Annotated in this window: 13 protein-coding genes; 9 read left to right on the top strand and 4 right to left on the bottom strand. The window is 70.9% G+C overall.

Features of this window, described 5'->3' with window-relative positions:
• Positions 1–4 precede the first annotated feature (4 nt).
• Positions 5–1,015 (bottom strand): aldo/keto reductase, encoded by a 1,011-nt coding sequence (locus ACYQ78_RS33865; protein WP_459805037.1) that lies wholly within the window; start codon positions 1,013–1,015, stop codon positions 5–7.
• Between the two features lie 97 nt (positions 1,016–1,112).
• On the bottom strand, positions 1,113–1,802 hold the full coding sequence (locus ACYQ78_RS33860) for a sulfotransferase family protein (RefSeq protein ID WP_459805036.1): 690 nt from the start codon (positions 1,800–1,802) through the stop codon (positions 1,113–1,115).
• An 86-nt stretch (positions 1,803–1,888) separates the two neighbouring features.
• Here ACYQ78_RS33860 and ACYQ78_RS33855 point away from each other — a divergent pair, with 86 nt between their 5' ends.
• The 7 genes from ACYQ78_RS33855 (at position 1,889) to ACYQ78_RS33825 (ending at position 10,272) form a co-directional block, all read left to right on the top strand.
• Positions 1,889–3,238 (top strand): class I adenylate-forming enzyme family protein, encoded by a 1,350-nt coding sequence (locus ACYQ78_RS33855; protein WP_459805035.1) that lies wholly within the window; start codon positions 1,889–1,891, stop codon positions 3,236–3,238.
• A 24-nt stretch (positions 3,239–3,262) separates the two neighbouring features.
• On the top strand, positions 3,263–4,783 hold the full coding sequence (locus ACYQ78_RS33850) for an NAD(P)-binding domain-containing protein (RefSeq protein ID WP_459805034.1): 1,521 nt from the start codon (positions 3,263–3,265) through the stop codon (positions 4,781–4,783).
• Complete coding sequence (locus ACYQ78_RS33845; RefSeq protein WP_459805033.1) at positions 4,783–5,796, top strand: alpha-hydroxy acid oxidase; 1,014 nt, start codon at positions 4,783–4,785, stop codon at positions 5,794–5,796. Before ACYQ78_RS33850 ends, ACYQ78_RS33845 begins: the two co-directional genes overlap by 1 nt.
• Positions 5,790–7,064, top strand: coding sequence for a cytochrome P450 (locus ACYQ78_RS33840; protein WP_459805032.1), 1,275 nt, complete (start codon positions 5,790–5,792; stop codon positions 7,062–7,064). Before ACYQ78_RS33845 ends, ACYQ78_RS33840 begins: the two co-directional genes overlap by 7 nt.
• 4 nt (positions 7,065–7,068) lie before the next feature.
• Positions 7,069–8,343: a cation:proton antiporter gene (locus ACYQ78_RS33835; protein ID WP_459805031.1), complete on the top strand. Its 1,275-nt coding sequence runs from the start codon at positions 7,069–7,071 to the stop codon at positions 8,341–8,343.
• Between the two features lie 82 nt (positions 8,344–8,425).
• A complete protein-coding gene (locus ACYQ78_RS33830; RefSeq protein ID WP_459805030.1) occupies positions 8,426–9,112 on the top strand; it encodes a response regulator transcription factor in 687 nt (228 codons plus the stop codon).
• A gap of 5 nt (positions 9,113–9,117) precedes the next feature.
• The gene (locus tag ACYQ78_RS33825; protein ID WP_459805081.1) at positions 9,118–10,272 is read left to right on the top strand and encodes a sensor histidine kinase; all 1,155 of its coding nucleotides are present in this window, start codon (positions 9,118–9,120) and stop codon (positions 10,270–10,272) included.
• Here ACYQ78_RS33825 and ACYQ78_RS33820 read toward each other — a convergent pair.
• On the bottom strand, positions 10,243–10,626 hold the full coding sequence (locus ACYQ78_RS33820) for a hypothetical protein (RefSeq protein ID WP_459805029.1): 384 nt from the start codon (positions 10,624–10,626) through the stop codon (positions 10,243–10,245). The genes ACYQ78_RS33825 and ACYQ78_RS33820 overlap by 30 nt on opposite strands.
• Before the next feature lie 65 nt (positions 10,627–10,691).
• Complete coding sequence (locus ACYQ78_RS33815; protein WP_459805028.1) at positions 10,692–11,126, bottom strand: DUF6326 family protein; 435 nt, start codon at positions 11,124–11,126, stop codon at positions 10,692–10,694.
• A 154-nt stretch (positions 11,127–11,280) separates the two neighbouring features.
• On the opposite strand from ACYQ78_RS33815, the gene ACYQ78_RS33810 reads away from it, so the two are divergent.
• Together ACYQ78_RS33810 and ACYQ78_RS33805 are read left to right on the top strand one after the other, a co-directional pair.
• Positions 11,281–12,405 carry a sensor histidine kinase gene (locus ACYQ78_RS33810; protein WP_459805027.1) on the top strand — a complete coding sequence of 375 codons (1,125 nt, stop codon included), beginning with the start codon at positions 11,281–11,283 and terminating at the stop codon, positions 12,403–12,405.
• Positions 12,402–13,055 carry a response regulator gene (locus tag ACYQ78_RS33805; RefSeq protein WP_459805026.1) on the top strand — a complete coding sequence of 218 codons (654 nt, stop codon included), beginning with the start codon at positions 12,402–12,404 and terminating at the stop codon, positions 13,053–13,055. The genes ACYQ78_RS33810 and ACYQ78_RS33805 overlap by 4 nt, the downstream gene beginning before the upstream one ends.
• Positions 13,056–13,129: the final 74 nt, after the last annotated feature.

The following is a 13,129-nucleotide window of genomic DNA, read 5'->3' as shown; positions in this document are numbered from 1 at the left end:
AGGCTCAGGCTCCACCGGGAAGAGGCGCGGCCGGGCTGACCAGCCCGCTGGCCCGCAGCTCCTCCCAGAACGCGGCCGGGACGGTCTCCTCGACGGCGGCGACGTCCTCGGCGATCCGGCTGGGGTGGGTGGCACCCGGGATGACCGCGGCGGCCACCGGGTGGGCGAGTGAGAACTGCAGCGCGGCGGCCTTGATGCCGACGCCGTGCCGCTTGGCGAGCGCCTTGAGCTTCTCGACGCGCTTGAGGATCTCCGGCGGCGCCTGCTGATACTCGAAGTGGGTGCCCCCGGCCAGCACGCCGGAGCTGTACGGCCCGCCGACGACCATGCCGAGGTTCTGCTCCTGGGCCATGGGCAGCAGCCGCTGCAGGGCGTGCTCGTGGTCGAGCAGCGTGTAGCGTCCGGCGAGCAGGAAGCCGTCGGGCTGCGGCTCGTCGAGGGCCAGGGTCAGCTCGATCGGCTCGGTGCGGTTGACGCCCAGCCCCCAGGCCCTGATCACACCCTGCTCGCGCAGCCGCGACAGCACCCGGAAGGCGCCGGTGCGGGCCTCGTCGAACTTCGCCAGCCACTCGTCGCCGTTGAAGTCCTGGGCGATGTCGTGCACCCAGACGATGTCGAGCCGGTCGACGCCCAGGCGTTTGAGGCTGTCGTCGATCGACCGCTCGGTGGCGTCGGCGGTCCACTCGTTGACCATCCGGTTCGGGCGGCCGTGCTCGAACAGCCCGCCCTTGTCGCCGAGGTCGCGGCTGCCGACCTGCACCTCGTCGAGGATGACCCGGCCCACCTTGGTCGACAGGACGAAGTCGTCGCGTGGCTTGGCGCCCAGCAGGGTGCCGAGCCGGTCCTCGGCCAGACCGGCCCCGTAGAAGGGGGCGGTGTCGTAGTAGCGGGTGCCCAGCTCCCAGGCGGCGTCCAAGGTGGCGTGCACCTCTTCGTCCGGGACCGCGCGGAACATGTTGCCCAGTGGAGCCGTGCCGAACCCGCGCCGGTCGGGAAGGATGGCGGCAAGCGACATGACATTTCCCCTTTCACCGTGTCGGACTTAGAGCCCCATCTGGGGTCGCATGCCCCGTTCGCGGGGGATCACCACCTCGCCGCGGGTAAACAACCGGTCAGCGGCCCAGGACGATCAGCCGCAGCGCCCGGCCAGGGCGTTTCCGGTGGAACTCCGCGCGCTCGTTGACCCTCGGGAACGGCTCGTCCGGGACAGGCACGCCGAGGAAGGCGCACAACGGCTCCCAGCCCTCACGGCACTCGAACACCAGCAGCCGATCGGCCGGGAGCGCCGCCCTGACCTCCTCGACGTGCCGCCGGAACACCGCCACGCAGTGGTCGCGGTCGCCCACCCGGCCGCCGAACACCCGCTGCTCGACCGTCGCGTTCACCATGCGCGGGAGCAGCGCGAAATCGGGCACCCGGCGGGTGATCAGCCAGGTCACCAGCCGCCGCCACCACGGCCGGGGGACGGCCGCCTCGATCGCGCGCCGGAAGATCGTCTCCCGCGCGCTGTCGTACCAGCGCTCCGGATCGCGCACGGTCAGGACGACCTTGGCCTCCGGGTAGTGGTCGGCCAGTTCCCGCCAGTAGGAGGCGGCCGGGAAGTCCACCGCCGAGCGGAACCCGCCGAAGATCGCGTCCCAGTCGCGTGACCGGCCCTCGCCCACCTCCAGCCACTGGCGCACCCGGCGCGGCTCGGCGATGACCGTGGCCATGTGGTGGCAGGGGTCGAACCCCAGCATTTCGAGGGCCGCTTTGAGGGATCTGGTCCCGGTCCTTCCGAACCCCGCGCCGATCACGTCCACGAGTCGCCTCCAGGCGATCTGATCCGGCTCTGATGTCACGGTGGTTGTATCGCGATCACAGCCCCCTGCCCAGAAGGAGACGTGGAATGGTCTTCCCCGAACCGCTGACGGCCCTCCTGCGCACCGAGCCCGACCGGCCGATCTTCGAGCACGGCTCCCGGGTCGTCACCCGCGCCGAACTGCACTCCATGATCGGCCGGATGACCGGCGCCCTGCACGGCATGGGCCTCCAGGGGAGGGCGATCGCGTTCCGCACGTCGGTCACCCCCGAGGCGTTCGCCGCCCAGATGGCCGCCCACGTCCTGGGCTGCCGGGTGGTCGGCGTCCGGCCGGGCTACTCGAAGCCACAACTCGACCACGTCCTGTCCATGGACGTCGACCACGTCGTCGACGACGAGAACCTCCCGGCCGGCGATGAGGAATGGCACCCCGGCCCGATGGGCCGACCCGGCGACGTGGCCCTGCTGGCCTTCACCAGCGGCAGTACCGGCCGTCCGAAGGGGTGCGCCGTCACCTACGGCGCCCTCGACCGGCACTGGGCGTGGCGGCCGGACGAGTGGTCGCCGGTCGCCAGGGAGCTGGCCGCCGGGTTCGAGCGCTACCTGCTGTTCGGCACGCTGGCCAGCATGGTCGTCTTCGAGTTCCTCGGCCTGGCGGTGCTCGGCGGCGGCACCGTCGTGATCCCGGTGGACCCCGAGTTCCCCCGGGTCTACCGGGACCTGCGCATCACCGGTTCGGTCTTCACCGTCCCCCGGCTGACCCGGATCATCGACACCGCGACCGAACTGCCCGACATGCGCGCCCTGATGGTCGGCGGGTCGCCTCTCCCCGCAAACCGGCTGGAGCGGGCGGTGAAGCTGCTCGGGCCGGTCGTCTACCAGGGCTACGGCGCGACCGAGGCGGGCTCGATCTCCATGCTCACCCCGCGCGACCTGCCCGCCAAGGCCGACACGGTCGGCCGTCCCCATCCGATGGTGCGGGTCAGGGCTCATGAGGGCGAATTGCTGGTCAGCAGCCCCTATCTGATGCGGGGCTACTGGAACGCGGAGGAGAACCCCGTCACCGACGGCTGGTACCGCACCGGGGACCTGGGCCATGTCGACGACGACGGCTACATCCACATCGTCGGCCGCGCCCGCGAGGCGGTCATGGTCAACGCCATGGTCGTCTACCTGGGGCCCATCGAACGCGTCCTGGAATCCCATCCCGACGTCGACGAGGCCTACGTCGTCGGCGCCCCCGACCGGGCCACCGGCGAGGCCGCCCACGCGTTCGTCGTCGCGACGGACCCCGACATCGAGGCGCTGAAGGCCCACGTGCGGGAGGAGCTCGGCGCCGACCACGTGCCGGCGACGATCACGGTCATCGACCGGGTGCCGATGGCCGCCTCCGGCAAACCCGACAAGGCGGCGTTGCTGGCTCTGACCGTTCTCTGAGAATCGCGTGCCGACACTGGGGGCATGCTGGATTACCTGGTGATCGGCGCGGGACCGGCCGGTCTGCAGATGGGACGGTTCCTGGGGGCGGCCGGAAGGTCGTACACGATCATGGAGGCGGGCCCGGCACCGGGCACGTTCTTCGCCACCTTCCCCCGCCACCGGACCCTCATCTCGATCAACAAGAAGTACAACGGCACCGACGACCCCGAGCTGAACCTCCGCATGGACTGGAACAGCCTCCTGTCCGACGACCCGGAGCTGCTGTTCACCCGCTACAGCGACCGCTATTTCCCGTCCGCCGACGACATGGTCCGCTACCTCGCCGACTACGCGGCCGATCTCCAGGTCGTGTACGGCTCCCGCGCCGCGACCGTCACCAGAACCCTGGAAGGCTTCCGCGTCACCGACGACCAGGGTGTCGAACGCGAGGCCCGGCGGCTGATCGTCGCCACCGGCGTGAGCCGGGAGAACATCCCGAACATCCCGGGCATCGAGCACGCCGAGCAGTACGGCGAGGTCTCCGTCGACCCCCAGGACTTCATCGACAAGCGGGTGCTCATCATCGGCAAGGGCAACTCGGCGTTCGAGACCGCCGACAACCTGGTCGCGACCGCCGCCGTCGTCCACGTCGCCGGGCCGCGCTCGATCAAGATGGCCTGGCGCACCCACTACGTCGGCCACCTGCGCGCGGTCAACAACAACTTCCTCGACACCTACCAGCTCAAGTCGCAGAACGCCCTGCTCGACGGCGAGGTCAGGAACATCGAGCGCCGGGCCGACGGCACCTACCGCGTCACCGTCGCCTTCATCCGGGCCGACGAGGTGACCAAGGACATCCCCTACGACCGCGTGATCGTCTGCGCCGGCTTCCGCTTCGACGCCTCCGTCTTCGACGGCACCTGCCGCCCCGACCTGCACGTCAGCGGGCGCTTCCCCGACCTGACCCCGGCCTACGAGTCGGTCAACGTCCCGGGCGTGTACTTCGCCGGCACCATCACCCAGTCACGCGACTTCAAGCGCGGCACCAGCGGCTTCATCCACGGCTTCCGGTACGGCTCCCGCGCCCTCCACCGCATCCTGGCGGAGCGCCACCACGACACCCCCTGGCCCGCCAGGGAGATCGGCGCCGACCCGAAGGCCCTGGCCCAAGCGGTCCTCGACCGGGTCAACCGCAGCTCGGCCCTCTGGCAGCAGTTCGGCCTGATCGCCGACGTCATCGCCCTCGACGGCCGGGGCGGCGCCCGCTACCTGGAGGAACGCCCGATCGACCTGCCGATCGACGCTGACTCCCACGTCACGATCACCTTGGAATACGGCCCCCACCACGACCAGATCGACCCGTTCGACGTCTCGGTGAGCCGCATCAGCCAGAGCGACGCCGACCGCGCCGACGAGGGCCACTACCTCCATCCGGTCGTCCGGCACCACCGCGCGGGCGAGCCCCCGGCCGTCCACCACGTCACGGAGAACCTGGAGAACGAGTGGACCTCCCCGGACGTCCACCTGGAACCTCTCCGGGCGTTCTTCGCCCGGCGGATCTGATGTCCCCTCTGGCGGGCTACGAGGCGGCGGCGCGTGAGCGCCTGCCGCGGGCCCACTACGACTACTTCGCGGGCGGGGCCGGTGACGAGGGCGCGGTCGCGGAGAACGAGGCCGCGTTCGCGCGGCTGCGCCTGGCCCCGCGCGTGCTGTCCGGTGCGGTGCCCGACCCGGCGGTGACCCTGCTCGGCTGCCGTGCCTCCCTGCCGCTGCTGATCGCCCCGACCGCCTTCCACCGGCTGGCCCATCCCGACGGGGAGCTCGCCACCGCGCGGGCGGCCGCCGCCGAGGAGACGGTCATGGTCGTCAGCATGGCCTCGACGACCGCGATCGAGCCCCTGGCGGAGACCGGCGCCACCCTGTGGTTCCAGCTGTACGTCCAGCCCGACATGGCCTTCACCGAGCGGGTCGTGGCCAGGGTGGAGAAGGCGGGCTGCCGGGCACTGGTCGTCACGGCCGACTCGCCCGTGTTCGGCACCCGGCCCCGTGACCTGCACAACGGGTTCCACGCGCTGCCCGCGCATCTGGCCTGCGAGAACCTCCGCGAGGGCGACGTGGTGCGGCGGGTGGAGTTCTCGCCGGAGATCTCGTGGGCGCACCTCGACCGGCTGCGGGAGGTCACCGACCTGCCGCTGGTGGTCAAGGGCGTCACCCATCCGGCCGACGCCCGGCTCGCGATCGACCACGGGGCGGCGCTGGTCATGGTCTCCAACCACGGCGGACGCCAGCTCGACCGGACGGCGGCCCCGATCGACCTGCTGCCCGGCATCGTCGAGGCGGTGGACGGCGCCGTTCCGGTCACCCTCGACGGCGGGATCCGGCGGGGCACCGACGTGGTCGCCGCGCTCGCCCTGGGGGCGCGGGCGGTGCTCCTCGGACGGCCGGTCATCTGGGCGCTGGCCGCCGGCGGGGAGGCGGGCGTGCGGGAGGTGCTGGGCTGGTTCCGTACCGAGATCGAGAGCGCGATGGCCCTCGCGGGAAGTCCGCTCGACCCGAGCGTGGTGCGGCGATGCTGACGCTGGGGGTGCTGGCCGTCGTGGTCGCGTCGCTGCCGTGGTGGCTGCCCGGCCGGATCGTGGCGCTGCGGCTGCTGGTGTTCGAGCGGGTCAACGGCCAGGAGGCGATCGCCGTACCGGGGCCGAAGGTGCCGGTCGAGCGGTTCCGGGAGGTCTACTCACATCCGGCGGCGTCCGGCCGCAGCCGGGGCGCGGTGCTGTCCGACCTGTTCTGGTACTGGCTGTCCCCCGGCGCCGACCTGCACCAGGAACACCTCGAACCCGGGGAACGCTACGACGCCGTCGCCGCGGCGACCCGGGGGTTCCTCGCCGTGTCGAAGACCGACGTCGAGGAGATGGCCGCGCGCTGCGCCCGCCGGGCGCGGGCCACCTACCGGCTGCGCGACCTGGCCATGCCGATCTGGGCCGAGTTCTCCTACGAACTCGTCTTCGGCACCACCTGCCCGCCGGAGGCCCGCGACCTCATCGTGGGCAACGCCGACGACGTCGTCACCGCGCTCAAGTGCACCGGACTTCGGCACATGGACCGCCGCGACCGGCTCACCGACTACCTGGAGACGCGGCTCGACGAGGTCCGCCGCCCGCTGCCCGACGGGCTCACCCGCCGCGAACAGGCGCTCTACCTGCAGGGAGTGTTCTTCAACACGGCCGTGGTCCAGATGGCCGAGGCGACCGCGCACCTCGGCATGGTGCTCGCGCACCACCCGGGGGTGCAGGCCGCCGCCCGCACCGGCGACGACCGCTTCCTCGACCAGGTGATCAACGAGACCTTCCGGCTCTATCCGCTGTTCGGCGTCGCCCACCGCATCACCCGCGACGACATGCCGGGCATCCCGGAGGGGTCGGTGCTCTGCTTCAGCTACCCCGACTTCCACCGGGCCGGATTCCCCGAACCCGACCGGTTCGACGCCTCCCGGTTCGAGCACGGGGTGCGCGACCTCAACCACATCCCGTTCGGCATCGCCGCCAACCGGCCCTGCCCGGCCTGGCGGGTCGCCCCGATCGCGCTGCGCGCCGCCTTCCGGGAGCTGCTGGGGAGATGGCAGCTCACCTCGGCGGCCCGGCACACCCGCTCGCTGCCGAACCGGGGACCCTGCCTGCTCACCCCCGCCGGCACCCGCCCGCCCGCCTGGCGCACCCGCGTCATGCGGCTGCGCGACCGCTGGGAGGACGTCTGGCGCAGCCTCGTCCAGCTCGTTCTCGGCGGCTACATGGTCTGGGACGCCCGCCGGCAGGCCCTCTGCGCCCGCCACTTCGGAGACAGGTGATCACGTGGACGCCAACCTCGAACTCGTGCTGAAGGTGCTGCCCGCCCTGGTCGTCATCCTCGCCGCCTCCGCCGTGTGCGGACGGCTGGCGCTGATGGTGCACCAGCCGAGGGTGCTGGGAGAGATGGTCGCGGGCGTGCTGCTCGGCCCGACCCTGTTCGGCTGGCTGTTCCCGGCCGCGCAGCAGACCCTGTTCCCGCCCGAGATCAAGCCCATCCTGTACGTCCTGAGCACCATCGGCCTGACCCTCTACATGTTCCTGGTCGGGGCAGGACTCGACCACAGCGCGAGCAGCCCCGGCCAGGTCGGACGGGCCGGAGTGCTGGCCCTGTCGGGCTTCCTGCCCTCGCTGCTGCTCGGCTTCGGCGTCGGCCTGCTCTTCTACGGGAGCCTGTCGGACGGCTCGGTGAGCACCTTCGAGTTCGCGCTGTTCCTCGGCGGCGCACTGTCGCTGACGGCGTTCCCCATGCTGGCCCGCATCCTCTACGAGCGTGGCCTGCAGAACTCGCCGATCGGCCGGCTCACGCTCGTGGCCGCCTCGGTCGACGACGCCGTGGCGTGGTGCCTGCTGGCCCTGCTGACCGCCCTCCACCTCGGCACCGGCACCGGCGGCGCCCTCCGCACGATCGCGCTGACCGCCCTGTTCGCCGTCTTCATGCTCAAGGTCGTCGCCCCGCTGCTGCGCCCGCTCGGCACCCGCTTCGCCAAGACGGGCGTCTTCACCCCCGCGATGATGTACGTCGTCGTGCTCGTCCCGCTGACCTCCGGCTGGCTGACCGACTGGATCGGCGTCTACGCCGTGTTCGGCGGCTTCCTGGCCGGTCTGGCCATGCCCCGCGACCCGAAGTTCCGCGAGGCCCTGCACGGCCGGATGATGGAGGTCGTCTCCACCCTCCTGCTGCCGACGTTCTTCACCTTCTCCGGCCTCAACACCCACCTCGACGGCATCGCCGGGGGCGCCATGCTGCTGGCCTTCGCGCTGATCCTGGTGGCCGGATTCGTCGGCAAATACCTGGGCTGCGCCGTCTCGATGCGCGCCCTGGGCTTCTCGTGGCGCGAGTCGTACGCCGTCGGCGCCCTGATGAACGCCCGGGGCCTGATGATCCTCATCTTCATCAACATCGGCCTGGCCCACGGCATGATCGGCCAGGAGGTGTTCGCCATGCTCGTCCTGGTGGCCGTCATCACCACGGCCGCGGCCATGCCCCTCTACAAGCTGGCGCTGCCCGCCCGCCTCGAACCGGCCGCCGAACGGGACCGGGAGGACCAGTTGGTGTAACTTTCATTCGATTTCTGGAGCCCCCGCAGGTGACGGCAGAGGACCTCTGGAATTTCGGTGACCGGAGTGACACGGTATGTCCGTGGCGACATCGGGAACCGCCGACCCGCACTCCCGTCGGCTGCTGCTCGTCGAGGACGACCACGAACTGGGCACCCTGCTGGTCGAGGTGCTCACCGACCACGGCTACGAGGTCGACCACGCCCTGGAGGGCCAGCGCGGCCTCCATCTGGCCCTCAGCAGACCCTACGACGCCATGATCGTCGACCGGGGCCTGCCCGCCATCGACGGCCTCGACCTGCTCAGACGGCTCCGGCGGCAGGCCGTCACCGTCCCCGCGCTGTTCCTCACCGCCTTCGGCACCCTCCACGACCGCGTCACCGGCCTCGACGCGGGCGCGGAGGACTACCTGGTCAAACCCTTCGAGATCGACGAACTCCTGGCCCGCGTACGCGCCCTCCACCGCCGCCACACCGACCACGCCGAACTGCTCCCGCTCGGCGCCGCCTGGCTCGACCTGGGAGCCCAGGCGGTCTGGCTCCCGGGCGGCGACCAGGTCGCGCTGTCGGGCCAGGAGTGCCGCCTGCTGCGCGCCCTCGCGATCCGCCCCAGGCACGTGCACACCAGAGCGTCACTCCGCCGGGGCGTCTTCGACGGCGCCTCGACCGAGTCGATCGTCGACACCTACGTCTACTACCTGCGCGGCAAACTCGGCCCCGGCGTCGTCAGAACCGTCCGAGGCGTCGGCTACCGCCTGGGCGCCCTGTGAACGCCATGCTCGCCCGGGCCAGGCACCGGGTGACGGTCAGAGTGGCCGGTGCCATCGCCGTCCTGCTGCTGATCATGGGTGCCCTCGTCTACGGCGTGATGACCGGCCAGCAGGACTCCGCCGCCCGCCGCGAACTCGACCTGGCCATCGAACGCGCCGTCGTGACCCATCCCCCGCCCTGCCTGTGGCTGGTGGAGATCAGGGGCGAATCCGTCGTGACCTCCCCAGGAACGCCCGAGGCGTTCCCGTGGCGTACCCCCGTCAGAGCCGTCACCCGCGACGGCGGCGCCAGGGTCGACCGCATCGAGATCGGCGGCCTCGACTACATGGTCCGCACCGAACACCGCGGCGACGTCATCCGCCAGGCCGCCCTGGACCTCCGCTACCAGGCCTCCGAACGCCGCCGCCTCCTGCACACCCTGATCGTCGCCGAACTGGCCGCCCTGATCGCCGCCGCCGGAATCGGCCACCTGACCGCCCGCCGCGCCATCGCCCCGCTGGGCGAGGCCCTGGCCCGCCAGCGCCGCTTCACCGAGGACGTCAGCCACGAACTCCGCACCCCCCTGGCCCGCCTGCACACGAGAGCCCAGCTGGTGGCCATCCGCCTGAAACGCGGCGAACTCCCCATGGAGGACGTCGACAAACTGGTCACCGGCACCCGCGAACTCGGCGAGGTCGTCGAAGACCTGCTCCTCCGCGACCGGCTGAGACGCCCCGTCGACCTGGCCCTCCTGGCCGAACAACTGGCCGACGCCGAATCGGTCCGCGCCGAGTCCCGCGGCGTCGCCATCGAGGTCCACCGCGCGAACGGCCCGACCGTGGTGAGCGGCACCGAAACCGCCCTGCGCCGGGTCCTGTCGGCCCTGGTCGACAACGCCCTGACCCACACGGGCCCCGGCGGCCACATCAAAATCATCCTGTCGACGACGGACGACCTGGTGAGACTGACCGTGGCGGACGACGGCGCCGGCCTCAACCCGGGGAACCCGGTGAGGCTCTTCGACCGGGGCGTGACGGAGAGCCGGGGCTTCGGCCTCGGCCTGGCCCTCGTGAAGGAGGTCGTGGACGACCACAACGGAATGCTGACCGTACGCAGCGTCCCCGGCGAGGGAGCCACGTTCACGGTCACGCTACCGGCCGACCGGGTCCTCACCCACTGACGGCGGCGCCCCCACGCGGAGCAGCACCATGCCGTCGTCGTCCCATTCGGCACGGCTCCGCGGCGGCGGCAACTCCACTCCGGCGAGCCCGGCCGCGGCGGAGAACTCCGCCCGCAGGACATCGAGCAGTTCTCCGGCCCGGCGCGACGTCAGGCCGAGATCGCCGTCGTCCTCGACACTGAGCCCGAGCACAAGGGCGCCCTCATCGGTGAACGTGATGATCGCGTAGGAGTGGTCGCGGCTCCTGAGGTACAACGTGAACCCACCACCCTCGGACCGAAGTTCGTCGAGCACGCGCACATCGAAACCGGGGTCGTCCACGTTGACGTACGCGGCGACGAATCGGTCAAGCATGTGCGGCCGGGGGTCGCCGATCCATACGTACACATCGAGACAGGGGGGCACGAGGACATGCTCCCTCAGGGCGCGTCCGTCGTCGGCCACCTCCAGGCGACCCGGATGATGACCAGCAGGAGCGCCACCTCGATCAGGGTCCCCGCGATGTAGTAGAGCCACGTCTCGCCGATGAGCGAGGCGCTCGCGGTCAGCACATAGAACAGGCTGACCACAATGTTGGCGATCCGGTTGACCCGCGCTCGGGAGAGCAGCGAGACGACGGTCATCAACACCGCGACCACGATGTACAGCGTCGTGAGCGTGAGGAACCGCTGGTCGATCGTGAACCCGGGGCCGGACACCTCTCCCGCGAGCACCCCGTTGATCACATCGGCGCGGTAGAAGGCGAAGATGTCGACGTACGCGAACACGAACAGCACCGCGATCCACAAGCCGCAGAGCACGACCTTGACATCGGTCTTGGTGTCGATGAGTTCGATGGCCTGAGTTCTGCTCACAAGTCGTCTCCTGGTAGCCGGGCTCCCAGTGTCGGCCGCACCCGCGACCAGGCGCCCGAGTCGTGTGGCCGACGCCTCCCTGTCCCATCGGCCAGGGAAGAGACCGGCCGTGTGGCGGATCCGCGGAGCACACCCGCTCGCTACCGTGTCAGTCGTGCCGAACGCCGCAACGACGTCGTGGGCCGCACTACGCCTGTACACCTGGCACGACTGGGCCCTCGCCGCGCCGGTGCTGACCGCGGTCGTCTTCGAAGCGACCTTCCGAGACCTGGCCTGGCGACCGGTGGCCGTCGCGTTCGGATGCGGCCTGGCACTCGCGGCGCTGGTCCGGCGGACCCATCCGCTGCCCGCCGTGGTGTTCGCCTTCGGCGGGTTCGCGATCCTGGACGTCGCCGCGTTCGCCATGGGAACCGAACCGGTGGACCTGTACAGCGGATGGGTGGTGCTCGTCCTGGCCTACTCGCTCCTGCGCCGGCGGACCGGTCGCGACGCCGCCATCGGCCTGGCGGTCATCGCGGTGACCCTGGCCGCCATCATCGGCGTCGACTTCCCCGGCTTCGCCGAGACCACCGCCGCGATCGGCATCGTGCTCTTCGCCGCCACCCTGGGAGCCCTGGCACGTTACCGGACCATCGCCCGCGACCAGCAGATCGTGCAGGCCAAGCTCCAGGAACGCGAACAGCTGGCCCGGGAGCTGCACGACACCGTGGCCCACCACGTCTCTGCGATCGCGATCCAAGCACAAGCGGGCCTGTTCCTGGCAAGGTCGTCCTCCCTGAACGGAGCGACCGAAGCCCTCGAAACCATCGACCGCGAGGCCGCCCGGGCACTCGCCGAGATGCGCACGATGGTCAGCGCGCTACGCGACCGCCGCGGGCAACCCCCGCTGGTCCCCCAGCGCCGGATCGCCGACATCGAAGCCATCGCCGCCGAAGCCTTACGCATCGACGTCGAACTCCACGGCGACCTGACGAACCTCCCACCGGCCGTCGAGGCCGCCCTCTACCGCGTGACCCAGGAGTCGATCACCAACGCCCAGCGCCACGCCCACCAGGCGACCCGGGTCAGGGTGGAGGTGACCGGCGGCACCACCGACGTGCGCCTGACGGTCAGCGACGACGGCACCCGCATCGCCTCCGCCGCCGTCCCGCCCGGATTCGGCCTGGTAGGCATGACCGAACGGATCACGCTGCTGGGCGGCACCCTCACCGCAGGCCCGAACCCGGATCGCGGCTGGGAAGTCCGGGCCGTCCTCCCCCGCCGAGGCCCCACGCCATGACCATCCGCGTCCTCATCGCCGACGACCAGGGCATCGTCCGAGCAGGCCTGTCGACGATCCTGAACGGCCAACCAGGCATCGAAGTGATCGCCCAAGCCGCCGACGGCCGCGAAGCCGTCACCCTGGCCCGCCGCCTACGTCCGGACGTGTGCCTGTTCGACATCCGGATGCCGGTGCTGGACGGCATCGAAGCCACCCGCCTGCTCGCCGGCCCAGAGATCGCCGATCCCATCGCCGTAGTAGTGATCACCACTTTCGACACCGACGAGTACATCTACGGAGCCCTCAAGGCGGGAGCCCGCGGCTTCCTCCTCAAGGGCGCCGATCCGGACCAGCTGGTCCAGGCGATCCACGCCGCCGTCCAGGGCGACGCCCTCATCGACCCGACCATCACCGGCAGACTCCTCGCCACGTTCGCCACCGGCGGCCCCACCACCGCACCGCCCCAGCCGGTCCAGCCCTTGACCGACCGGGAGGAGGCCGTATTGGCCGAGGTCGCCCGAGGCCGGACGAACGCGGAGATCGCACGGGACCTCCACATCAGCATGAGCACGGTCAAGTTCCACCTCACCGGCCTGATGACCAAGCTGGGAGCCCGCAACCGCGTGGAACTCGCCATGTGGGCGTACCAGACCAACCGCGTCACGTAACGCCAATCCCGGGTCGTCAGCAGTAGAACCGCAGGCCTGAGGCACACCCTGTCGTATAGGACGTCCCGACGTGG

This window comes from Herbidospora sp. RD11066 (assembly GCF_054661255.1).
Note: the sequence above shows the minus strand (reverse complement) of the source record. Positions and strands in the feature narration are given on the sequence as shown.

What these genes read in the sequence shown, in the direction of transcription:
- ACYQ78_RS33865 (WP_459805037.1), bottom strand. Translation starts at nt 1,015, where the DNA reads ATGTCGCTTGCCGCCATCCTTCCCGACCGGCGCGGGTTCGGCACGGCT.
- ACYQ78_RS33855 (WP_459805035.1), top strand. Translation starts at nt 1,889, where the DNA reads ATGGTCTTCCCCGAACCGCTGACGGCCCTCCTGCGCACCGAGCCCGAC.
- ACYQ78_RS33850 (WP_459805034.1), top strand. Translation starts at nt 3,263, where the DNA reads ATGCTGGATTACCTGGTGATCGGCGCGGGACCGGCCGGTCTGCAGATG.
- ACYQ78_RS33845 (WP_459805033.1), top strand. Translation starts at nt 4,783, where the DNA reads ATGTCCCCTCTGGCGGGCTACGAGGCGGCGGCGCGTGAGCGCCTGCCG.
- ACYQ78_RS33840 (WP_459805032.1), top strand. Translation starts at nt 5,790, where the DNA reads ATGCTGACGCTGGGGGTGCTGGCCGTCGTGGTCGCGTCGCTGCCGTGG.
- ACYQ78_RS33825 (WP_459805081.1), top strand. Translation starts at nt 9,118, where the DNA reads ATGCTCGCCCGGGCCAGGCACCGGGTGACGGTCAGAGTGGCCGGTGCC.
- ACYQ78_RS33820 (WP_459805029.1), bottom strand. Translation starts at nt 10,626, where the DNA reads ATGCTTGACCGATTCGTCGCCGCGTACGTCAACGTGGACGACCCCGGT.
- ACYQ78_RS33805 (WP_459805026.1), top strand. Translation starts at nt 12,402, where the DNA reads ATGACCATCCGCGTCCTCATCGCCGACGACCAGGGCATCGTCCGAGCA.